This window comes from Acidimicrobiia bacterium (assembly GCA_041393965.1).
Lineage (GTDB): Bacteria > Actinomycetota > Acidimicrobiia > Spongiisociales > UBA5794 > UBA5794.
Window position 1 is genome coordinate 696,474 of the sequence record JAWKJB010000002.1, and the last position, 21,957, is coordinate 718,430.

Sequence of the window (21,957 nt, forward strand, 5' to 3'; positions counted from 1 at the left end):
TTATCGGGAGAGTGCGTTGAGAACAGCCCCGAGCTTCATCGGATCATGGCTCGGCCATGTCTCGGATTCGTCGACGAGGTCCGCTGTGACGAGATCAGCACCATAGGTGGCGAGGATCTCTGCGTCGAAGACAACCGGTTGGAGCGGGGGGTCAATGTCCATCGCGTGTTCGTTCGCGACGATAGTACCGGGCGGGCGCACACCCGTCAGCCTGAGGAGAGCATCGAGATGGTCGATGCCGTCCATCGAAAGGGTCTCCCCATCCTGGGTGATGAGATTCCCGACATAGACGAGCTGTGCGCCCGATTCGTTGATTGCCTCCGTGATCCCAGGAACCCGCATGGCAGCGATGGTGGATGTCATCAGGCTTCCCGGCCCCAAGATGATCTGATCTGCGCTCTCGATGGCGGTGATGGCCCTTGGTGTCGCAGCGGCACTCGCAGGGCGCACCTCGATCGCGTGGATGGTGCCACGGTGGCGCTGGATCGCAACCTGCCCTTCGACACGACCCCCCTCGGTGTCGGCGACGAGGGTCAGGCGGTCCTTGCAGGCGGGTATCACACTTCCGGATGCCTGGAGTAGGGATTCGGCCCGACTCAGCGCAGCTTCGAAATCGTGCTCGATCTCGGCGAGAGCGGCAAGAATGAGGTTGCCGAGCGAATGTCCGGCCACATCTGCCTCATCAAACCGGTAGTCAAAGATCTGCTTCCAGACCGAACCGTCCGGCGTCAACGCAAGGAGGCACTTGCGGATGTCGCCGGGGGGCGGTATGTCGAGCTGGGACACGAGGCGGCCGCTCGATCCACCGTCATCGGATACCGAGACGATGGCATCGACACGGCCCGCGTAGCTCAGAGCGGCCCTGAGTGCCTTCGACAGTCCGTGCCCGCCACCGACGGCAACCACTGCGGGGCCTTCGGGGTCGAGCAACAGTTGCTTCAGCAAGGTCTGCGGCGCCGCGTCCCCGACGGTCATGCGGTCGAGAGGTCCCGATGGTGGACCGAGGTCGTGACACCGGTCGACGCGAGATGGCGTCCGATGGCTTCCGCGAGAGCCACGCTTCGGTGCTGCCCCCCTGTGCAGCCGACGCCGATGGTCAGGTACGACTTGCCTTCCGTCACATAGTGGGGAATGAGAAAGTCCAACAGGTCGGTCGCCTTGGCAAGGAAGGTCCCTGCCTCCGGATGGTCGAACACATAGCGTTCGACCTCCTCGTCGAGGCCTGTGAGTCCGCGAAGTTCCGGAACCCAGTGCGGATTCGGAAGGAACCGCACATCGAACATGACATCGACGACGCGCAGAGGCCCCTTCTTGAATCCGAAGCTGGTCACATCGACCCGCATCGTATGGCTCGTGTCGGCGTCGGCGAAGGCCTCCCTGAGCCGGTCACGCAGATCGTGGACGGAGAGGTCGGAGGTGTCGACGATCACATCGGAGGCTGCTCGCACATCCTCGAACGAGTGGCGTTCCGCCGCAATCGACTCTGCCAGTGAGCCACTGTCGACGGGATGTGGCCGCCTGCTTTCCTCGAAACGCTGCACCAGCGTTCGGTCATCAGCGTCGAGGAACAGCACGGTGGTTGGCAAACCCGACCGATGGAGGTCGATCAGCGCGGCGTCGAGCCCCTCCGCGGTCATGCCAGCCCTCGTGTCGGCAACGACGGCGATCTTGCGCCGTTTCCCCTCACCCGAGCCGATGGTCGACACCAGGGTCGGGATGAGCTGGATCGGGAGGTTGTCGACGACGAAATAGCCGATGTCCTCGAGGACATTGGCGGAATGGCTCCGTCCGGCACCCGAAAGCCCGGTGATGATGACGACACCAGGTCCGGTTTCGCTCATGTCGGTGTTCCTCCGTGGAGTACGATGTGCAGATCTGCGGCAACGCTATCGGGTACCACCTCTGCAAGGTCGGATTCGGTCGCGGCCCGCATCTGCTTGACCGACCCGAAGCGCTTCACGAGTGCCTTCTTGCGTCCGGGCCCGATGCCGGGGACATCGTCGAGCATCGAGTCGAGCATCGAACGACTCCGAAGTTGGCGGTGATACGAGATGGCGAAGCGGTGTGCTTCGTCGCGGACGCGTTGAAGGAGATAGAGCGACTCCTCCCCTCGCTCGATGATGATGGGGTCCCTCCGCCGGGGAACGAACACCTCCTCGAGCTTCTTCGCAAGCCCGATGACGGGGATGTCAAGGTCGAGGTCGTCGAGCACGGCGACGGCTCGACCGAGCTGCCCCTTGCCCCCATCAATGACAACGAGGCTCGGCGGATACGCGAAGCGGCCGCGTTCGTCGACCGGGAGGCTCCGTTCCGCGAGGTACGCGCCAAAGCGGCGCCGAAGGACCTCTTCCATCGCGGCGAAGTCGTCCTGACCGTCGAGGGTCCGGATCTTGAACCTGCGGTACTGGTTCTTCTTCGGGAGGCCGTCCTCGAAAACAACCATCGACCCGACCGTGAAACGGCCCTGGATCGTGGAGATGTCGTAGCACTCGATCCGGAGGGGCGACATGGGGAGCTGCAGCGATTCTTGGAGGCTGCGAAGGGCCCGAGCGCGGGCGTTGTGGTCGCTATGGCGCTTGAGCCGGTGTCGGTTGAATTCCTCAGATGCATTCGCCTTCGCCGTTTCCATGATGCGGCGCTTGTTCCCGCGTTGCGGCACACGCAACGAGACCGCCGACCCCCGCCGGTGGGCAAGCCATGCCGTCCACAGGGTGGCATCGTCTGGCTCGACCGACACGAGGACCTCCCGAGGTGGGATGTCGTCGCCATACAGCTGACCGAGCATACGACCGACGAACTCCCCGGTACTGAGATCCTCAACCCGGTCGACCACCATGGTCTTGCGTCCCGTCACCCTTCCACGACGAACATACAAGACGACGAGCACGAACTCGAGATCATCCTCGTCGATCGCGATCACATCGAGATCGTCCCGAGTCTCGGTGACGAGCTCCTGACGCTCGAGAGCGGTTCGCATCGCGGACGCCTTGTCGCGAAGTCTTGCGGCACGCTCGAATGCCTGTTCTGCCGCCGCTTCGGCCATGGACCGCTCGACATCGGCGATGAGCGTTTCGGATTCACCGCTCAAGAACGCGGCGAGCCCATCGACATGCTGTTCGTATTCCTCCCGTGTGACCTCACCGACACATGGACCCGCGCACTTGTCGATGTGGTACAACAGACACGGCCGCCCCGAGGCTTCGTGCCTGCGGAACTTGGCGTCGGTGCAGGTCCGGATCGGGAAGGTCCGGAGCAGCCCGTCAAGGGTCTGGCGGATCGCGTATGCCCTCGCGTAGGGGCCGAAGTAGTCGACACCTTTGCGCTTTCGCCCCCGCATCACGCTCGCCCTCGGCCACTCGTCGGTGCGGGTGATGGCGAGGTACGGGAAGGACTTGTCGTCCTTGAGCCGGACATTGAACTGGGGTTGATGTTCCTGGACGAGGGAAAACTCGAGCATGAGCGCAGCCACCTCGGAATCGGTGACGATCCACTCGAGGTCCGTTGCGGCGTCAACCATGGTCCTCGTCCGGGGCGGAAGGTCCGCTCGGAAGTAGTTGGCGATTCGCTTCCTCAGCGATTTGGCCTTCCCGACGTAGAGGGCTTGGCCATGCTCATTGCGAAACACATAGACCCCGGGGCCGTCCGGGACGGCCTCCGGTGTGGGTCGAGCAGGCATGGACGGAGTTTACGACGCCGTACCGCTGCCTCCACGATCGGCGAGCGGAGTGGCCGACGATCCGTTTCGCCAGCGTGCTCCAAGCAGTCGAGGCACGCAGTCCTGGCCGTCGTAGCCTGGCATCACCGCGATCGCTTCGGCGCTGAGCGCACGCTCCTCAAGGCGATCGAGACACCATCCCGCCTTCGCAGCAGCGGTGAGCAGCATCCCAAGCGGTCGGTGGTGGAATCGAACCTCCGCGCTCCCTGCCGGTTCGACGCTTGATCCTGCGTCAAGGTACCTCCCCCACCGCCAGAGCACCTCTCCGTCGAGGTCACTGATCGGGGCCGACCCCGGTGCCGTGTAGACCGGATGGTTGATGACGATGGCCAGGATTCCGCCGGTGCGGACGATCCGTGCCGTCTCTGCGAAGAACGCTGCGTGATCGAAGATGAGGTCAACGAGATACACGGAGACGGCATGATCGAAGGCGTCGGTACGAAACGCCGACAGGTCCGGCATGTCCGCAAGGACACATGGACCTCGTCGGATTGCCGTTCGGAGCAGCTCTCGTGAGGAATCGACACCGATGGTTCCCGAACCGGTGAGCGGCATCGCCCGCCCTTCCCCGCAGCCGAGGTCGCAGACCACACCATCGATGTCGTCGATCAGCGACCCGTACAGTGGGCCAAGGTCGGTCGTGTACACGGGATCGTCTGCGACCTCGCGGCGCCACCACTCCGCGAGATCGTCCCATGAGCTCTGGGGTGGTGCTTCGTCATCGATCATCTCGCGTATAGCGTGCCACACCGATGGACTCCACACCACCGACAGAGCGCGACCGTATTCCTCGACTCGTGATCGCCGCAACGCTCGCAAGCTTGTTCGCGTTCGTCTTCTCGTTCCTTTTCGCGGTGCTGGACATCAACGATGTACTTCGCACGGGTCTCGTGTCGGATGTCAACGCGTACCGAGACATCGGCGACCTGATCCTCAGCGGCGAGATTCCCTATCTCGGGTTCCCGGTGGAACACCTGCCGCTGTCGCTCGTCCCCGTCGCGATTCTCACCTGGCTCGCCAAGATGACCGGGACCTCACTCGTCGTGGTCTGGGTCCCGGCGATGGCCGCACTCTTTGTGTGGTCGGTGGCGATCGTCGACCGTACCGATCCCCGCCATCGGGTGGGCTACCGATACCTCGCGGTCGCGGCTCCGCTCTTGCCGCTCGTCCTGTTCCGGCTCGAACCGTGGGTGGTTTTCCTCGCCGCCCTCGGTGCAGCGGCATTCGCTTCCGGGCGCTACCGCAACGGTGCCATGTGGACCATGGCTGGTGTTCTTGCGAAGGGCTGGCCCATCGTTCTCGCCGCACACCCGTGGACGATGGGCCGAAGGCGCCTCGCCGCCGCGATCATCGGTGTGTCCGCCGTGGCCCTCTGCGCGGTGGCGGTCACCCACGGCTTTCGCGACGCAAGGGCATTCGACGGTCTCCACAGCGAGACCATGCTCGGCAGCATCGTGCTGGTATGGCGCCACCTCACCGGGACGGATCTCGGAATCGGGGGTGCAGCGGGAGCCGTCTATGTGGGGTTTCCCAACTGGACCGTTGTGATCAATGCCATCCCCGGAGTGATCCTTGTCGGGATCGCTCTCAGGGCGGTTGCGGGACGCGCCGCCGATTTCCGTGATCTCACTATCGTGGTCGGACTTGCCGTGTTGGGGATCATTCTCGTCAGTCCACTCTTCTCGACCCAGTTCATCTTCTGGCTCACGCCGTTCGTTGCATATGCCAGTGCTCGACTTCGCAGCTGGTACATCGCCGCAGCGTGTCTCGGCCTCGCCTCGGTCACCGTCTTCGTCCCGACCTCTCCCGTGTGGGCGTTCGAGGTACTTGCCAAGAACATTGCCATCGCGTGGCTCGGTGTCCTCTGGGCGACAGAGCTGCTCGCCGCGACTCCCGTTCAACGGGCGAGGACCTCACGGAGGAACTTCCCGGTATAGCTCTCGGGAACGGAGGCGATCTCCTCCGGTGTGCCGACCGCCACGATGTCGCCACCGTCGTCTCCCCCTTCGGGGCCGAGGTCGATGACCCAGTCGGCCGACTTGATCACATCCATGTTGTGTTCGATGACAACGACCGTGTTTCCCGTATCGACGAGCCGTTGCAGGACGCCGAGGAGTCGTTGGATATCCTCGAAATGCAGTCCGGTTGTCGGCTCGTCGAGGATGTAGAAGGTGCGGCCCGTCGACCGTTTCCCGAGTTCCGACGCGAGTTTGACTCGCTGGGCCTCACCCCCCGACAGCGTCGGGGCGGGCTGGCCGAGCCGAATGTAGCCGAGGCCGACATCGAACAGCGTTCCGAGAATTCGCGCAATCCTCGGCTGATTCTCGAAGAAGGTGAGCGCTTCTTCGATCGACATGTCGAGGACATCGGCGATGGAATGGCCCTTGAACTTCACCTCGAGGGTGTCCCGGTTGTATCGGAGTCCCCCACAGGTGTCGCACGGGACATACACATCGGGGAGGAAATGCATCTCGATCTTGAGGGTCCCGTCTCCCTTGCAGGTCTCACAACGCCCACCCGCCACATTGAACGAGAACCTTCCCGGCTTGTAGCCGCGCATTCGGGCATCCTCCGTGGATGCGAAGAGCTGCCGGATGGCGTCGAACGCCTTGGTGTAGGTGACAGGATTCGATCGGGGTGTTCGTCCGATCGGGGATTGATCGATGTTGATCACCTTGTCGATGAGGTCGAGTCCTTCGATCTTTCGATGGCGCCCGGCCCGCATCCGCGACCCGTGCAGCGACCCGTGCAGCGCCTTGCTCAGGATCTGCTGGACGAGCGACGACTTGCCGCTCCCCGAGACACCGGTCACCGCGGTCAGCGTCCCGAGCGGGAAGTCGACATCGATGCTCTTGAGGTTGTTCTCCTCGGCGCCGCGGATCGTGATGTGCTCTCCGCGTCCGTCGCGGCGCCGCGCGGGGACCTCGATGCGACGCTCCCCTGAGAGGTATCTGCCGGTGATCGAGGACGGCTCCGCCTCAAGATCGTCAACGGAGCCCGACACGACGATGAGTCCGCCGTGTTCCCCTGCGCCCGGCCCGATATCGACGATATGGTCTGCGATCCGAATCGTGTCCTCGTCGTGTTCAACGACGATCAGCGTGTTGCCGAGATCACGGAGCCGAAGCAAGGTCTCGATGAGGCGCTGGTTGTCCCGCTGGTGGAGCCCGATCGATGGTTCGTCGAGGATGTAGAGCACGCCAACGAGCCCTGACCCGATCTGGGTCGCGAGTCGGATGCGCTGTGCCTCCCCGCCGGCGAGCGTCGCCGCGGAGCGGGCAAGCGTGAGGTAGTCGAGGCCCACCGCGACGAGAAAGTTGAGGCGTTCGGCGATCTCCTTGATGATCGGAGCCGCAATCACCGAGTCCCGTTTGCCGAGCGACACCCCGGTGAGGTGTTCGAGAGCTCGCCCGAGGCTCATGCGTGAGAGCTCGGCGATGCTGACGCCACCGATGGTGACAGCGAGCGACACAGCGTTCAGCCTGCCACCGGCACAGGTCGTGCATGGGATCTCACGCATGTACTGCTGATAGGAGGCCCTGGCTCCGTCGGAATCCGAATCGGCGTACCGCCGTTCGATCCACGGCAGAACACCTTCGTAGCTCGCGTCGTACGAGCGCTGTCGCCCGAATCGGTTCTCATACCGGACGGTGTACGCCTCGTCGCCTCCGCCCTCGAGCAGCAAGCGACGGTCTTCAGGCGGCAGATCCGCCCACGGTGTGTCGAGATCGATGCCATGGACGGAGCCGACCGATGCAAGAAGCCGCTGATAGTAGGTCATGCGATGCCGCCCACGCCACGGAGCGATTGCGCCTTCGGCAAGTGTTCGATCCGGTTGCGGAACGACGAGGTCTGCGTCGACCTGATACCGGGTTCCGATCCCTGAGCATGCCTCACACGCACCGTACGGGCTGTTGAACGAGAAGTTCCTCGGCTGCAGCTCCTCGAACGACAGTCCGCAGTTCGGGCAGGCGAACGCTTGGGAGAATGACAGGGTCGGTCCACCGTCGATGTCGACAAGGACGGTTCCTTCGGCAAGTTCGAGTGCTGTCTCGATGGAATCGGTCAAGCGACGCTCGATACCCTGCTTGTGAACGAGGCGATCGACAACGACCTCGATCGTGTGCTGTTCGTACCGGGCCAGGTCGATCTCGTCCGTCAAGTCGGCTACCTGCCCGTCGATCCTCGCCCGTGAGAACCCGGCCTTGACGAGATCCGCAATGAGCTGGTCGTACTCACCCTTGCGTCCCTTCACGACCGGCGCGAGCACCTGGAATCGGGTCCCGTCGTCGAGTTCGAGGATGCGATCGACGATCTGTTGCGGAGACTGGCGCGCCACCGGGTTGCCGTCGTTTGGACAGTGCGGGACTCCGACGCGGGCATACAGAAGCCTGAGATAGTCGTGGATCTCGGTAACCGTGCCAACGGTTGAGCGCGGGTTCCGACTCGCCGTCTTCTGATCAATGGAGATCGCAGGCGAAAGCCCTTCGATGAAATCCACATCGGGCTTGTCCATCTGCCCCAGAAACTGGCGGGCGTAGGCCGAGAGACTCTCGACATAGCGTCGTTGTCCCTCGGCGTAGATCGTGTCGAACGCGAGCGATGACTTGCCAGAACCGGAGAGGCCGGTGAAGACGATGAGCCGATTCCGCGGGAGGACAACCTCGATGTCCTTGAGGTTGTGCTCCCTCGCACCCTTGACGAGAATCGCGTCGCTCGACATGTCTCCCCGCATGATCGTTCATGCCCTTGTGGGCGGACGCTGCCTCAGGTGTGCCCGCCGCGGTTCACCGATCAGCGAGTGTACCGAGTGGGTGTGACACGAATCCGATGCCCTCGAACCGAACCGATCGCGAACATGACGGCAAGCGCAACGATCGGGACGAACAGCGGATTCCAGCCGAGGGTGTCCCCGGCCACCCCGATCCACGAGAGCCCGATGACCGCGATCGCCCCTGGTGCCGCCGCCGGGCGGAACCACGCGAAGGCAACGGCAGGCACAACGAGGACGAGGGCGGTGTCGTAATAGAGGGCAGACGGGGCGGCGAGGACGACAATCGGCGAGATGGCATACCACGAAATCTCGGCTCGGGGATGCATGGCGATCTCCCGCAGCAGAGGCATCGCGAGGACGACGAGCAGAGCGAGCGCGACGGCAACGGTACCCCATTCGCGGCCGATGGCGTTCTGCAACCATCCGAGCATCGCGACCATCTTGTCGCCGTTGACTACGAGGTTCTCGTCCGCGAACGCGAGCACCGCGTCGAACCAGGTCGCGAGCCATCCAACACCGGACACGACGGCACCGACTGCGAACAGGCCGCTCGATGCAGCCGCCGCCGTTGCCACCGATCGCCACCGACGGCCGACAAGCAACACAACGAGAACGAGGATGCCGAACTGGGGCTTGTACAGCATGGCCGCCGCAGCAAGACCGGCCGCCGTCGGCCGGTCCTGTGAATCGAACCTCGCCACGAGTACGAAGAGCAGCAGCGTGAAAGTCGCGTTCTGACCACCGAGGACGGCACGGACGACGGGATAGGTGGCGAGGGCGACCCCCACCGCGATCCCGAGGCGTGTCGGGCCGTCGAGGAGTCCGCGAGCCAAAGGCCGGAAGGCAACCACCGCAGCCACGAGGGCGGCGATGGCGAGCACCGTGTGAAGCACAAAGGCGGCCCCGTACGGAAGCCATGCCATGGTCGCATACGCCGCCGCCGTGAACGGTGGATATGCGAAGTAGAGGAAACGCCCATCGGGCAGGAGATCAGCCTGGGCCGCCTGTTGCACCGTCGGTTCGTACAGCTGGTCCCCGTTGCCGTCGAGGACGATCGAACCCGCCGCGTAGAACGATGGGAAATCACCCCCGTAGGCGCGTTCACCGCCCGAGCCGACAAGCGCGACTCCGAGCGCCGCTGTGGCAACGACTGCAACGGCGAGCCACGGTCCGAGTCTGGCAATCGGCGAATCGAGCGACACCATGTCGAGCCGTACCGTACTGCACGCTCGCCGCTCGATCACCGAGTGGCGTCGGTCAGTTCCCGCAGCTCGCGTTTGAGGTCGTTGATCTCGTCCCGGAGTCGTGCCGCGTACTCGAAGCGAAGTTCGGCGGCCGCATCGTGCATCTCCTCCTCGAGGCTCTGGATCAGACGACGGAGATCAGGGGTGGTGAGATCGAGCGGTTGGCGCCTGCGGAGCTCGCTTGCCCGACGATCGCCCGACGGTGCTTCACCTGACTGCACGAGCTCCAGGATGTCGGAGACCTTCTTGCGGATGGTCTGTGGGTCGATGCCGTGCTCCCGGTTGTACTCGATCTGGCGCATCCGTCGCCTGTTCGTCTCGTTGAGTGCTCGCTGCATCGAGTCGGTCACCTCGTCCGCGTACATGATGACGGCCCCGTCCACATTTCGTGCCGCCCGCCCGATCGTCTGGATGAGGCTCGTGCCCGACCGGAGGAAGCCCTCCTTGTCCGCGTCGAGGATTGCGACAAGGGCGACCTCGGGGAGGTCGAGTCCCTCACGCAGCAGGTTCACGCCGATCAGCGCGTCATATTCCCCGAGCCGGAGATCGCGTAGGATCTGGACCCGTTCGAGGGTGTCGATGTCGCTGTGGAGGTACCGCGCACGCACCCCGAGCTCGAGAAGGTAGTCGCTGAGGTCCTCGGCCATCTTCTTGGTGAGGGTTGTCACGAGCACACGCTGATCCTTCGCCGCCTTGTCCTTGACCTCGGCGACAAGGTCGTCGATCTGGCCTTTGGTCGGGCGGACGATCACCGCAGGATCGACGAGACCGGTCGGGCGAATGATCTGTTCGACCACCTGTGCGGATTCCCTCAACTCCCACGGCCCGGGCGTCGCGGACAAGAGAACGGCCTGGTTCACCCGCTCATACCATTCCTCGAACATGAGCGGACGGTTGTCCAGAGCAGACGGAAGGCGGAAACCGTGTTCGATCAACACATCCTTGCGCGATCGATCACCGGCGTATTGGCCGTTGATTTGGGGCACGGACACATGGCTCTCGTCGAGCACCATCAGGAAGTCCTCTGGGAAGTAGTCGAGGAGTGTGAACGGGGCCTGACCCGCCGAGCGGCCGTCGAGGTACCTGCTGTAGTTCTCGATACCGGAGCAGTAGCCGATCTCACGCATCATCTCCATGTCGTACCTGGTTCGCATCCCGAGCCGCTGGGCCTCGAGCAGCTTCCCCTCCCGCTCGAAACGGGCAAGCACCTCGGTGAGCTCCTCATCGATTCCCTCGATCGCTCGTTCGATGATCTCCGACGAGGTGACATAGTGGGTCGCCGGATAGACGAACACCTCGGACAGCTCCTCGATGATCTCACCGGTGATGGGGTTCATCCGTGAGATCCGTTCGACCTCGTCACCCCAGTACTCGACCCGGATCACGGTTTCGTCGTAGGTCGGGAACACCTCGAGTGTGTCGCCCTTGACGCGGAATGTTCCCCGAGTGAGGTTGACCTCATTGCGATCGTATTGGATGTTCACGAGCCGCTTGATCGACTCGTCGAGGGGGAACTCGACCCCCTTCACGAGCCGGAGCAGCTGCCCCTCGTAGTGCTCGGGCGAACCGAGGCCGTAGATCGCCGAAACCGAGGCGACGATGATGACATCTCGCCTCGTCAGAAGGGCGGCGGTTGCGGCATGACGCAGCCGGTCGATCTCGTCATTGATCGTTGACTCCTTCTCGATGTAGGTGTCGGTCTGTGCGATGTACGCCTCAGGCTGGTAGTAGTCGTAATAGGACACGAAGTACTCGACCCGGTTGTTCGGAAAGAACTGGCGAAACTCGTTCGCAAGCTGCGCGGCCAGTGCCTTGTTCGGTGCAAGGACGAGCGTCGGGCGCTGCACCTGTTCGATCGTCCACGCGATGGTTGCCGACTTACCGGATCCGGTGATACCCATGAGGGTCTGGAAACGGTCCCCGCGTTCGATGCCCTCAACGAGACGGGCAATCGCCTCCGGCTGGTCGCCGCTCGGCTGGAACTCCGAGACGACCTCGAATGGGATGAACTTCATCCAGCGTCCCCGGCGGTGATGAGTTCTTCGACGGCCGCGAGGGTCGCGTCGAGCGATCCTCCGTTATCGATGATGACATCCGCCCACTCGGCCCACGCCTCATCCGGCTCCTGATGTTCCATGCGCGCACGCACATCGTCCGGATCGGCCCCACGCTCGGTTGCCCGCTCGATCCGAATGTCGCGGGGCGCAACAACGGCGATTCGGCGCCATGGGGTGTCCGACAACAGCCGCAGCAGCGGCACCTCGATCACAATCCCGGGGGCGACCCCATCGGCGATGACCTGCTCGACGGTCTCTTCGATCATCGCCGTGATCTCCGGGTGGGTGATTGCCTCGAGTTCCGCGAGCGCGTCGGGATCGTGGAAGACGATCTCGGCGAGACGGGGCCGCGAGACCTCGCCGTCAACAACCGACTCGGGCCAACGGGCGATCACGCGCCGCCCCGAGGGCATCGTCGACGCAAGCATACGATGGCCGTACTCGTCGGCATCGACCACAACAAAACCAGCTGCGGCGAAGGCTCCGATCACGGTCGACTTGCCAGCACCGATACCCCCACCGAGGACATACACGGCAGGTTGACGCTCCATTCCATCCCGTCCCATGGGTTGGACTGTACCCTGCCGGTGTGACAGGAATACAGAGTTGGGCGACGAGGTTGCGCCTTGCGTCGGGCGTCCTGCACCTGTTGGCGCTCACGGTCGCGGTCGCAGCGTCCGCCATCCCCGACGGATTCACAACGAGCTCAGCGCTTGCGGCGGTGATCGCCGCGCTCGGCGTCGGCGCTGCGTTGTTCGCCCGCACCCCGTTTCCGGAGCGACCGGTGCGCGAGGTCGTGCTGCTCGGCGCCTCGCTCACCGCCTACTGCGTTGCGGTCTCACTCACCAACGGGATCGACAGCAGCTACACCCTGCTCCCGGTGGCTTCGATCTTCCTCGCTTCCGTCGGCGGAGGCATCCGGGCGGGAGCCGTCACAGCCATCATCGCCACCGGCGGCGTTTTGATCGCGGCCGCTGTTGCCGATTCCCTCACCGCTGGCCCCCAGGTGATCCGGCTTCCCGCGTTTTATGCGATCACGGCCATCGCGTTCAGCGAGGCACAGCGCGCAATCATGGCCCAATCGGTGGTCACGAGCGAAGCACTGATCGCCGCGCATGCAGCCGGCTCGCGCATGGCAAGTCTCAAAACTGCCCACGCACTTCTCGAGGACCTGCTCGCCGTCGCCACTTCGCCGAATGTGAGCGCGGTCGCCACCGCGCACGACGCCATCAGGGATGTTGCGGTGATCTACCCAACGGACGCAGCCCGTATCGTCGACCCTTCGGGGACCGTTCTCGCGCGCCGGGGCACCGACGACGGCGGCCCTCCGACGCACATCGTCGAGATTCCTGCCCACCGAGCCGAGGCAGGAAACATCGAATTGTGGGGTGGCAACGGTGAACTGACCGATCCTCAACGAACGATGATCCGATCGGCAATCGAGCCGGTCGGTCTCGCGATCGAGAACGGTGCCATGCTTCAGGAGCTCGCAGGTATCGCGGTTCAGCGCGAACGGGTGCGGCTCGCCCGGGAACTCCATGACGACATTGCGCCGAGTGTGGCTTCGGTCGGTCTCACCCTCGACATGCTCCTTCTTGCAAACCAACTCGATACCGAACACACACGCAACATCGAGGCAACACGGGCGAATGTATCGATGCTCGTCGAACGCATCCGGCACCAGGTGCAGGACCTCCGCGCCGACCGGTCCCGAAGCCTCACCGATTTCGCTCACAGCCTCGTCGCCGAAGTGGACACGGAGGGACCGACCGTGGTCGTCGACCTCGACGAACGCACGCCACCTCGTCCGGCGATCGCCGCGGAGATACGAGCGATTCTCAAGGAAGCGTTCAGGAACGCCCAACGCCACGCCGATGCTTCCGTGGTGGAGATCAGGGGACGCATCGATGAGACCGGAGGAAAAGTGACGGTCGAGGACAACGGAGAAGGATTCGACACGGGTATCGAGCCCGCCAGTCGCTTCGGCCTCGTCGGCATGCGCGAGCGTGCCGCGCTCATCAACGGAGATGTCACGGTGGACTCCCGGCGTGGCGGAGGTACGCTCGTCACCATCTCGTGGAGGGATCGACCGTGAACATCAGGGTTGTCATAGCAGACGATCACCAAATCCTGCTCGACGGTCTCTCCCAGGCCCTCGATTCGATCCCCGATATCCAGGTTGTCGGCGCGGTCTCCGACGGTGCCGACATCGCGACCGCGATCGAGCGATACGATCCCGATGTGCTGCTCGTCGATGTCGAGATGCCCTCACGGTCAGGCATCTCCGCAATCAGCACCCTGCGGAAGGTTCCGCCGACCCTCGTCGTCACCATGCACACTGCCGACGAATACGGGGCGGCGGCACGAGAGGCCGGAGCCGTCGGCTTCTTCTCCAAATCGACGCCCCTCCCCGACCTTGCCGCAGCGATCCGAGCAGCCGCTTCCGGGCACAACTTCTTCGACGACGAGGCGATCGACGAAACCCTCGACCTGCACCGCGCTCCCCGGCTCTCGGAGGCCGCCGACTCCATCACCGAGCGCGAACGCGAAGTTCTGCGGTGTCTCGTGCGTGGGATCAGCAGGACGGAGGACCTCGCAGAGGAGCTGTTCATCTCGCAGAAGACCGTCAAGAACCACCTTGCCTCCATCTACGAGAAGCTCGGCGTCAACGATCGCGCCCAGGCGGTCGTCGAGTCCCTCAAACTCGGGCTCGACAAGGACTGGGAGTAAGGCAGCCCGAGAATCCACACGGCAACGATGTGGGCAACCCGATGGCGCGGGCAACGCAATCTGAACCCGACCAGAACCCGACAATGTATGGGTCAGTCGACCCATACACAATCCCGGTATGGTGCCGTAGATTCAGGAACGGATCGCCTTGTAACAGGAGGAAAGACATGCTTCGTCTGTGGGAAGCCTTCCAGGCACGCATCACAAACGATGAAGACGGCGCCAGCATGGTGGAATACGCCCTGCTCGTCGCTCTGATCGCAATCGTTGCCATCGTTGCCGTCACGCTTGTCGGTACATCGGTGAGCACCGAATTCCAGTCGATCGCCAACACGCTCGGCTAGATCGAGTCAATCAACCGTACGAGGGGTCCGGTCTCCGGGCCCCTCGTACGCGTTCAGTGTCGATGGCTCAAGGGCGTAGGACAACGAACTCGGCGTCTGTGTGCACGACCTGCCAGCCATCGGCAACCAGCCGATCCGTCAGCGGCCAGTCCGGTTTGGCGAGCGCGGCGTCGAACCCATACTCGGCAAAGACCGCTTCGTAGTCGCCCTCTCGTGCCTTCCGGTAGTCGATGAAGCGCTGGGCGCCGTGGAGTTCGGCACGATCGTCGATCCACACGAGGCGATCCGGCCATTCGGCGAAGATGAGGAATCCGCCGACTCCGTCGTCGTAGAACGCGTTCGCACCGGCGATCGCGTCACGGGCGGCCCTCCCGGGAAAGCGTTCGGGATCCAGCTCACCCGTCGTCGCCGAGAGCATCGGCACGACGGCGACGATACCGAGCACGACCATGACCGCACCGACGATCGCTGGACTCGTGCGTGAGCGTGGAACCGTCACGGTGGGGATTGCGCGAGCCGCCCACGGCAGGAGGACGATCGCTGCGGGGACCACCGTCCGTCGTGAGGTCATTCCAAGGAACATGAACGGAAGCACGACGATCAGATCACGCAATGTGAGCTTCCCTCGCACGGCGGCGATGATCACGCCCGCGATCACGAGCAGGTACGGCATTTGGGCGACCCCACCGAAATCCGGGACCTTCCACTCCTGCATCTGCGCGAGCGCCTCCCTCGCGCCGAAGAAGTCGACGACGACGCTCCAGGTGCCGAGGCCATGGGCGGTTGCAAGCGTGGCAGCAAGCGCGACCAGGCCGACCCTGAAGATCCGATGATCCGATGTTCTCAGCCACTCGAGGACGATGAGCAGCCCACCGATGATCCAGGACCCGTGAACGCCCGCCCAGACCCACAGGATCGGCACCGTCACCCACAACACCCGGTCACGGTGCTGGAGGACCACCACAAGGGCGGCGAGAAGGAGAAATGAGAAGATGACGGGGCGAGGCTGGAGGAAGGGCCCGATGAGCCACACGGCGACGATCATCGCGAAGCCGACGACGACGGGCGAAGGGTTCGGCCGGTACATCGAGATCCCGACAAGGGCGATGATCACCACCGAGACAACGAGCACCATCCAGCTCGCCCACAGGTACGAAGGTGTCACCGATTCGAGCCAACCGTAGAGGAGTTCCGCAACCCACGACTGGGTACGCCACGGGCTTCCGAGTTCCGTGAACGAAAAGACATCGTGGGACAGGACGGCGCCCATCTCGTGTTGCACCGTTCCTGCCCTGATGTGCCACAGGAACGAGTTGTCGATGATCAGGCCCGAGGCAAAGAGACCGACCATAAAGAGTGGAACAAGGGGCAAGGCGTGCACGAGCCGCAGCCCCGACGGAACGCCCGGATCGTGCGCCTGACCCTGTGGCGATGAGCCCATGTGCCCGCTACAGAAGGTTCTCAGAGATGTTGATGGCAGCAGGGCCGAGAATGATGATGAAGATCGAGGGGAAGATGCACAACAGCATCGGGAAGATCATCTTCACCGGAGCCGCGAAGGCTCGCTCCTGGATCCGTTGTCGCCGACGGACCCGCATTTCCTCGGCCTGCACCCGCAACATGCGAGCGATCGACACACCGAACTGGTCGGCCTGGATCAACGCGAGGATGAACGAGTTGAGGTCGTCGACATCGGTACGCTCAGCCAGGTTGCGAAGGGCGTCGTGGCGTGAAACGCCGACCCTCGTCTCAGAGAGCGTGCGCCGAAACTCCTCTGCGAGCTCCCCCGGAACGGTTTCGACGACCCGCCCCATCGCAGCCTCGAATCCGAGGCCCGCTTCCACCGATATCACGAGCAGGTCGATGATATCGGGGAGTTGACGCTCCATCTGTTTGCGCCGGTCGTCGATGGCACGGCTGAGCGACGCCTCGGGACCGAAGAACCCGACGACGAGGATCAGCGCACCGACCGCAACGCGTAGCATCGTTCCGTCCACGAGCGGAACGACGAAAAAGGCAGCCACGATGCTCGCGATGAATGCAAGGATGCGGATGGCGGCCCAGGTGTTCCCATCCATGCGCTCTGCCCAGCCAGCCCACACGATCTTCTTCTGTGCCCGCTGGACCCAACCCGTCGGGGTGAACCGAAGCACGAAACGACCGAGGCCCTGCATCACCGGTGCAATGGCGCGTTGCGAGAAGTCCACCTCGAGCTGATCCTGGCGGGTGTTGAGCGATGCAAGACGGTTGCCGGGACGGCTGCGTTGGGACCGTACGACGCCGTTGCCGACATAGATGGCAAGGGCACCCACGGTCACCCCGATCGAGAGAACCACGAAGAGGAGGCTGTCCATCAGATGTCCACCTTCACGATCTTCTGCATCCACCAGATCCCGATCAGAATGAACACACCGCCCACGATCATCACGACGATGCCGATGGTGTTCTCGAGGAGCGGCGCGAGGTATCCGGGATTGACGAGCGAGATGAATGCGAAGAGGCCGATCGGCATGATCGCGAGCACAATGGCAGAGATACGGCCCTCAGCGGTCAGCGCCTTCATCTCCCGGCGAAGGCGGTTCCGCTGCACCATGGTCTCGGCGGTGGTCTGGAGCACCTCGGCAAGGTTCCCACCAACCTCGCGCTGGATGTTGATGGCCAGTACGGTCCAGTCGAAGTCCTGTGACATCATCCGCGTCGCGATATCGCCAAGTGCGTCGTCGATGCTCTTCCCGAGACGGATTTCGGCCATCGCTCGCCCGAACTCTCGGCGGGTCGGTTCCGCCGCCTCCTCGCCAACGGCCTCGACGGCCTGAAGCAGCGAGTAGCCGGCACGAAGGGAGGTCGAGATGAGGTTGAGCGTGTCAGGGAGCTGATCCTCGAACCGCTTGCGGTGTCTGGCAGCAACCTGATTGACAAAGGTGAGGGCGAGGAGCACGACGACGGCGGCCGCCACGATGCCCCAGAGCACCGAGCGCGTGACCGCGGTGATCACGATACCCGTCATCGCCGCGATCCCGATCGCGCCAATGATCGCCTCACCGGCCTTGATGGGAAGATCGGCGGTTTCAAGAGCAGCTTCGATCATGCTCGTTGCGCCACGGCGAGCGGCAGCCGATTCCGCCGTGCGGGCCGCTCGTCGAAGGAACCGGAACCGCGAAAAGATCCCGGACGACCCATCGGACATCGCCCCGTAGGTCGACAAGCGCTTGTTGATCGACGCCTCGGTTCGGCTCCTCGCGGAGCCGAACAGGATGATGATCAGGAGAAACACCGCGATCGCGCCCGCGATCGCCGCGAGGATGACGAGGGCCGACCCTGCTCCCGATGCAGCCGTTTCTGATTCCTGCGCGAGTGCCGGTGACGCACCGACACCCACAAGGCCGACACCCACAAGGAACGAGAGTCGTCTCATCGGTTGGCGAACGGTTCGGGGTGGAACAGCTCGGGTGGCAGGTGAATGCCGAAGTTCTCGAGATGCTCCGAGAACGAGGGCCGGATCCCTGTCGCCTTGAGATGGCCACGGTACTTCCCGTTGTCATCGAATCCCATGCCGTAGTCGAACAGCATCAGGTCCTGAAGCGTGATGATGTCGCCCTCCATCCCGACGACCTCGGTCACATGGGTGATGCGGCGAGTCCCGTCCCTGAGACGGTGCACATGGACGATCAGGTCGAGCGCCGACGCCATCTGCTCCCGGATTGCCCGCACGGGCAGATCCATCCCTGCCATGAGCACCATCGTTTCGATACGGGCGAGGGTGTCCCTCGGCGCGTTCGAGTGCACCGTTGTGAGCGACCCATCGTGACCGGTGTTCATCGCCTGGAGCATGTCAAGCGCTTCACCGCCGCGGACCTCACCGACGATGATGCGGTCGGGCCGCATACGCAGCGTGTTGCGAACGAGGTCACGGATGGTCACCAGACCGGTGCCCTCGAGGTTGGCCGGCCGGGACTCAAGCGTCAGGACATGCGTCTGGTTCAGCTGAACCTCGGCGGCATCCTCCACCGTGATGATCCGCTCATCGGCGGGGATGAAGTTCGAAAGGACATTGAGCAGCGTCGTCTTTCCCGAGCCGGTCGAGCCCGACACGATGATGTTCAGCCTTCCCTCCACACAGCGCTTCAGGAGCCCTGCCACCTGCTCGCTCATCGTTCCGTTCCCAACGAGGTCTTCGACCGAGAAAGGATCGACTGCGAATTTCCGGATCGTCACATACGGTCCGCCAATGGCAAGGGGGTGGATGATCGCATTCACCCGGGAACCATCGGGGAGCCGTGCGTCGACCATCGGCTGCCCCTCGTCGATCCGCCGCCCGACCTGTCCGACGATCTTCTCGATGATTCGCTCGAGATGGTTCGAGTCGACAAAGCGTGTATCGGTTTTCGAAAGACGGCCCGCCCGCTCGATCCAGACGCTGTGGGGACCGTTGACCATCACCTCGGTGACGGCCGGATCTGCGAGGTAGGGATCGATCGGGCCGTATCCGAGCACATCGTCGGCGATCTCTTGGAGCAGTGCGAGCCGGTCGGCGCGGGCGAGCGGCACCGACTGCTCCTGCTCGAGTGCCCATTCGAGCATCTCCATCACCCGAAGCTTGAGTTCGGCATCGGACATCTGCGCGCTGTAGAGGGTCGGTCCGAGACCCTCGACGACCTTGTAGTGGAGTTTGCGACGAAGGTCCTGCTTGACCTCGGTCCGTTGCCCGTCACCGGTGTCGTCGTGGGCCTTTGCCGCTTTCACCCTGTCAGCGAGACTCATGCTTCATGCCTCCGTTGTGGACGCAGGACGGCTACTTGAACCATCCCCGCGCCTTCTCTTCGGTTTCATCCGGCAGCGGCTCCCCTTCGAACACGAGGGCGGCGACGCCACGCAGATCCTTCGCGGGGCGTGACCGCGGGTACAGCGAGACAACCGGCTCTCCCTCATTGACCGCGCGCGGTACCAATTTATCAGATGAAACTGCTGCCTGGACCTCGAGGCCGAGAGAGCGCTCCAGTTCGTCGATGTCGAGGCGAGCCTTGGAGTTCACCCTGTTGAGGACGAGTTTGATCTTCTCGAACGGGAACTTGATGAGCTCGAGCGTGTCGAGTGCGAGCTTCGCGTTCTTGACGGCAGGGAGATCCATGTCCACCACCAGAAGCACCGTGTCGGATCGTTCGAGGATCGACAACACGGGCTCATCGAGGAACGGTGCCGTGTCGATGATCACATAGTCGAACATCCGCTTGAGCATGCCGAGGGTCTTGACAACGACCTGTGTGGACACCTCATCTGCAAGCGACGGCTCCAGCGGCGCCGAAAGGACCCGCATGCCGGTCGTATGCCTTGCGAGGAGGCTGTCGAGCAACGCCTCATCGAGTTTGTCGATGTCACGGGCGGCATCGACGATCGTGTGCGTGGGTTCGACCTGGAGGGAGATACAGACATCACCGAACTGCAGGTCTGCGTCGAGGATCACGACCCGCTCCGGCTCCCCGGACATGGCGCCGAGGGCCATGGCGGTGTTGACCGTCGTCATGGTCTTGCCAGCGCCACCTTTCGGTGACATGATCGTGATGACCTTGCCGATCTTCGTCTTGGCTGCGCCTCCGGTCTGGACGATGGACTCGGCCCTCGTGATGTGCCCGAGGATCGATTCCATCTTGGCGTCATCGAGGGGAGCATCGAGGACATCGCGGTAACCCGCCCTGATCGCAGCACGGAGGATGTCGGTGGTGGTTGCCTCCGCAACGAGCACGATGGGGAGTGACGGTTGGATGTCGAGCAGCAGCGCCGCCTCAGCCACACCGGCTTCGTGGGCGAACCCCGGCCCGATCAGGGCAAGCTCGATACCCTCCTCGAGGAGCTTTCGCTGGGCATCCGAGATGTTTCTCGCCTGATAGACCTTGTGGCCCTTGAGCAATGCGATTGCTTGCTCAGCCGCGTCGACATTGGTATCGACGACAAGGATCGACCGGGTCGTTGCGTCGTCAGCTTCCGCTCGCACCTGTCACCAGTCCCAGTTCTGCGGAGATTCTGTCGAGGAGGCCGAAGATGTCATCGACCACGATCGGCTGGGCATCGTACGGCACATAGGATCCGTCGGCGGGCAACAGCGACAGCGAGATCTCGGTGTACTGCCTCGCGTATTCGATGAGTTCGGCCTGCTGCGGGGTCACCTCGAAGACGATGATCTGCGATCCGACGGGCTCGAGCCCGATGGCCATCGGCGCGACCCTCGTGTCGGCCCCGACCGCGAGCACCTGGACTTCCTGCATGATGTTCTGCGTGATCGCATACGAGGTCGGCAGTGCGGCAAGAAGGTTGTTCGGCGTGGTGTCGTCATCGGGATTGACCTGGGCCGTTTCGTCCGCGAGCGCCTGGGCGTCCTCGGCCGAGATGTCGGAGAAGAACAGATCGCGCAGCTCATCGTTCGAGACCATCGTGATGAACTCGAACGGGGAAACCTGCGCCGAAGCGAGGATGTTGACATTGTCCCCCGGCCTGATGAAGCCGCCGCTCGATGCAACCCCATCGACGGTGATCGAGATCGCGACCTTCCCGGGAGCGAGCGACTCGTTGAGGCGGGTCTCCGTCTCGGAAACATCGACAAACGAGCCCTGCGTGATCAGCTGGCTTGTCGCGATCGGTCCGGCCGCGACATTCCCATTGAGGACCGATGCGAGGTCCGAAGGATTGCCAGGACACCCATACTCATCGGGATTCTTGGATGCGTTCTCTCCCGCTGCGCCGAGACACAGGATCGTGGAGCCATCGAACACGACATTCTGTCGAAGCGCTGTGCTCTCGACGATGCGTGCCTGGGCTTCCTCACCGGGGGTTCTCGCCTCGATCGGCGCCGACGCGCGATACACGATCACCTCGGAGATGTCCGAGCGGATATCGTCCTCTACGGATGTCAGATACTGGTAGAGAGCAAACCCGGAGATTCCGGCGAGTAACACGGCAATAACGAGTACAAGCGTGCGCCGTCCCATGTCAGATGGTCCTCCCAACGATTACGGTCGATCCAAATCGCGCACCAAGGACCGCTCCTCGCGCACGCACCGGAGGTTGCCATACGGGCATCATCCGGTCAAGCATCGCGGGG

The 21,957-nt window shown here is 63.4% G+C and carries 18 protein-coding genes; 4 read left to right on the forward strand and 14 right to left on the reverse strand.

All coding sequences use genetic code 11. The features are described 5' to 3' along the window. The 4 genes from yvcK to R2823_08310 are packed head-to-tail and all read right to left on the reverse strand — an operon-like array spanning nucleotide 1 to nucleotide 4,444. Nucleotides 1-975 (reverse strand): uridine diphosphate-N-acetylglucosamine-binding protein YvcK, encoded by a 975-nt coding sequence (gene yvcK, locus R2823_08295; GenBank protein ID MEZ5176187.1) that lies wholly within the window; start codon nucleotides 973-975, stop codon nucleotides 1-3. Beyond that, on the reverse strand, nucleotides 972-1,841 hold the full coding sequence (gene rapZ, locus R2823_08300; protein MEZ5176188.1) for an RNase adapter RapZ: 870 nt from the start codon (nucleotides 1,839-1,841) through the stop codon (nucleotides 972-974). The genes yvcK and rapZ overlap by 4 nt, the downstream gene beginning before the upstream one ends. Continuing rightward, complete coding sequence (uvrC, locus tag R2823_08305; GenBank protein MEZ5176189.1) at nucleotides 1,838-3,676, reverse strand: excinuclease ABC subunit UvrC; 1,839 nt, start codon at nucleotides 3,674-3,676, stop codon at nucleotides 1,838-1,840. The genes rapZ and uvrC overlap by 4 nt, the downstream gene beginning before the upstream one ends. Nucleotides 3,677-3,685: 9 nt before the next feature. Then, nucleotides 3,686-4,444: a class I SAM-dependent methyltransferase gene (locus tag R2823_08310; protein MEZ5176190.1), complete on the reverse strand. Its 759-nt coding sequence runs from the start codon at nucleotides 4,442-4,444 to the stop codon at nucleotides 3,686-3,688. A gap of 23 nt (nucleotides 4,445-4,467) precedes the next feature. Here R2823_08310 and R2823_08315 point away from each other — a divergent pair, with 23 nt between their 5' ends. Continuing rightward, a complete protein-coding gene (locus R2823_08315; GenBank protein ID MEZ5176191.1) occupies nucleotides 4,468-5,652 on the forward strand; it encodes a hypothetical protein in 1,185 nt (394 codons plus the stop codon). Here the strand turns inward: R2823_08315 and uvrA are convergent. The 4 genes from uvrA to coaE all read right to left on the reverse strand — a co-directional run bounded on the left by uvrA (nucleotide 5,613) and on the right by coaE (nucleotide 12,356). Next, the gene (gene uvrA, locus R2823_08320) at nucleotides 5,613-8,438 is read right to left on the reverse strand and encodes an excinuclease ABC subunit UvrA (protein ID MEZ5176192.1); all 2,826 of its coding nucleotides are present in this window, start codon (nucleotides 8,436-8,438) and stop codon (nucleotides 5,613-5,615) included. The genes R2823_08315 and uvrA overlap by 40 nt on opposite strands. Before the next feature lie 71 nt (nucleotides 8,439-8,509). Beyond that, nucleotides 8,510-9,694, reverse strand: a complete 1,185-nt coding sequence (locus tag R2823_08325) for a glycosyltransferase family 87 protein (GenBank protein MEZ5176193.1) — start codon at nucleotides 9,692-9,694, stop codon at nucleotides 8,510-8,512. Between the two features lie 35 nt (nucleotides 9,695-9,729). After that, on the reverse strand, nucleotides 9,730-11,748 hold the full coding sequence (gene uvrB, locus R2823_08330) for an excinuclease ABC subunit UvrB (GenBank protein MEZ5176194.1): 2,019 nt from the start codon (nucleotides 11,746-11,748) through the stop codon (nucleotides 9,730-9,732). Beyond that, a complete protein-coding gene (gene coaE / locus R2823_08335) occupies nucleotides 11,745-12,356 on the reverse strand; it encodes a dephospho-CoA kinase (protein ID MEZ5176195.1) in 612 nt (203 codons plus the stop codon). The genes uvrB and coaE overlap by 4 nt, the downstream gene beginning before the upstream one ends. Before the next feature lie 23 nt (nucleotides 12,357-12,379). On the opposite strand from coaE, the gene R2823_08340 reads away from it, so the two are divergent. The 3 genes from R2823_08340 to R2823_08350 all read left to right on the forward strand — a co-directional run bounded on the left by R2823_08340 (nucleotide 12,380) and on the right by R2823_08350 (nucleotide 14,864). Next, nucleotides 12,380-13,885: a histidine kinase gene (locus R2823_08340; GenBank protein ID MEZ5176196.1), complete on the forward strand. Its 1,506-nt coding sequence runs from the start codon at nucleotides 12,380-12,382 to the stop codon at nucleotides 13,883-13,885. After that, a complete protein-coding gene (locus R2823_08345; protein MEZ5176197.1) occupies nucleotides 13,882-14,520 on the forward strand; it encodes a response regulator transcription factor in 639 nt (212 codons plus the stop codon). Before R2823_08340 ends, R2823_08345 begins: the two co-directional genes overlap by 4 nt. A 167-nt stretch (nucleotides 14,521-14,687) precedes the next feature. Then, a complete protein-coding gene (locus tag R2823_08350; GenBank protein ID MEZ5176198.1) occupies nucleotides 14,688-14,864 on the forward strand; it encodes a Flp family type IVb pilin in 177 nt (58 codons plus the stop codon). A gap of 67 nt (nucleotides 14,865-14,931) precedes the next feature. On the opposite strand, the gene R2823_08355 is transcribed toward R2823_08350, so the two are convergent. The 6 genes from R2823_08355 to cpaB are packed head-to-tail and all read right to left on the reverse strand — an operon-like array spanning nucleotide 14,932 to nucleotide 21,844. Beyond that, nucleotides 14,932-16,305: a hypothetical protein gene (locus R2823_08355; GenBank protein ID MEZ5176199.1), complete on the reverse strand. Its 1,374-nt coding sequence runs from the start codon at nucleotides 16,303-16,305 to the stop codon at nucleotides 14,932-14,934. A gap of 7 nt (nucleotides 16,306-16,312) precedes the next feature. Then, nucleotides 16,313-17,218 carry a type II secretion system F family protein gene (locus tag R2823_08360; protein ID MEZ5176200.1) on the reverse strand — a complete coding sequence of 302 codons (906 nt, stop codon included), beginning with the start codon at nucleotides 17,216-17,218 and terminating at the stop codon, nucleotides 16,313-16,315. After that, nucleotides 17,218-18,279, reverse strand: coding sequence for a type II secretion system F family protein (locus R2823_08365; protein ID MEZ5176201.1), 1,062 nt, complete (start codon nucleotides 18,277-18,279; stop codon nucleotides 17,218-17,220). Before R2823_08365 ends, R2823_08360 begins: the two co-directional genes overlap by 1 nt. Continuing rightward, nucleotides 18,276-19,625, reverse strand: coding sequence for a CpaF family protein (locus R2823_08370; protein MEZ5176202.1), 1,350 nt, complete (start codon nucleotides 19,623-19,625; stop codon nucleotides 18,276-18,278). The genes R2823_08365 and R2823_08370 overlap by 4 nt, the downstream gene beginning before the upstream one ends. 31 nt (nucleotides 19,626-19,656) lie before the next feature. Then, nucleotides 19,657-20,853 carry an AAA family ATPase gene (locus tag R2823_08375; protein ID MEZ5176203.1) on the reverse strand — a complete coding sequence of 399 codons (1,197 nt, stop codon included), beginning with the start codon at nucleotides 20,851-20,853 and terminating at the stop codon, nucleotides 19,657-19,659. Beyond that, complete coding sequence (gene cpaB, locus R2823_08380; protein ID MEZ5176204.1) at nucleotides 20,837-21,844, reverse strand: Flp pilus assembly protein CpaB; 1,008 nt, start codon at nucleotides 21,842-21,844, stop codon at nucleotides 20,837-20,839. Before cpaB ends, R2823_08375 begins: the two co-directional genes overlap by 17 nt. Nucleotides 21,845-21,957 lie beyond the last annotated feature (113 nt).

What these genes read in the sequence shown, in the direction of transcription:
- R2823_08360 (MEZ5176200.1), bottom strand. Translation starts at nt 17,218, where the DNA reads ATGGACAGCCTCCTCTTCGTGGTTCTCTCGATCGGGGTGACCGTGGGT.
- cpaB (MEZ5176204.1), bottom strand. Translation starts at nt 21,844, where the DNA reads ATGGGACGGCGCACGCTTGTACTCGTTATTGCCGTGTTACTCGCCGGA.
- uvrA (MEZ5176192.1), bottom strand. Translation starts at nt 8,438, where the DNA reads ATGTCGAGCGACGCGATTCTCGTCAAGGGTGCGAGGGAGCACAACCTC.
- rapZ (MEZ5176188.1), bottom strand. Translation starts at nt 1,841, where the DNA reads ATGAGCGAAACCGGACCTGGTGTCGTCATCATCACCGGGCTTTCGGGT.
- R2823_08315 (MEZ5176191.1), top strand. Translation starts at nt 4,468, where the DNA reads ATGGACTCCACACCACCGACAGAGCGCGACCGTATTCCTCGACTCGTG.
- yvcK (MEZ5176187.1), bottom strand. Translation starts at nt 975, where the DNA reads ATGACCGTCGGGGACGCGGCGCCGCAGACCTTGCTGAAGCAACTGTTG.
- coaE (MEZ5176195.1), bottom strand. Translation starts at nt 12,356, where the DNA reads ATGGGACGGGATGGAATGGAGCGTCAACCTGCCGTGTATGTCCTCGGT.
- R2823_08365 (MEZ5176201.1), bottom strand. Translation starts at nt 18,279, where the DNA reads ATGAGACGACTCTCGTTCCTTGTGGGTGTCGGCCTTGTGGGTGTCGGT.
- R2823_08370 (MEZ5176202.1), bottom strand. Translation starts at nt 19,625, where the DNA reads ATGAGTCTCGCTGACAGGGTGAAAGCGGCAAAGGCCCACGACGACACC.
- R2823_08310 (MEZ5176190.1), bottom strand. Translation starts at nt 4,444, where the DNA reads ATGATCGATGACGAAGCACCACCCCAGAGCTCATGGGACGATCTCGCG.
- uvrC (MEZ5176189.1), bottom strand. Translation starts at nt 3,676, where the DNA reads ATGCCTGCTCGACCCACACCGGAGGCCGTCCCGGACGGCCCCGGGGTC.
- R2823_08325 (MEZ5176193.1), bottom strand. Translation starts at nt 9,694, where the DNA reads ATGGTGTCGCTCGATTCGCCGATTGCCAGACTCGGACCGTGGCTCGCC.
- R2823_08355 (MEZ5176199.1), bottom strand. Translation starts at nt 16,305, where the DNA reads ATGGGCTCATCGCCACAGGGTCAGGCGCACGATCCGGGCGTTCCGTCG.
- uvrB (MEZ5176194.1), bottom strand. Translation starts at nt 11,748, where the DNA reads ATGAAGTTCATCCCATTCGAGGTCGTCTCGGAGTTCCAGCCGAGCGGC.
- R2823_08350 (MEZ5176198.1), top strand. Translation starts at nt 14,688, where the DNA reads ATGCTTCGTCTGTGGGAAGCCTTCCAGGCACGCATCACAAACGATGAA.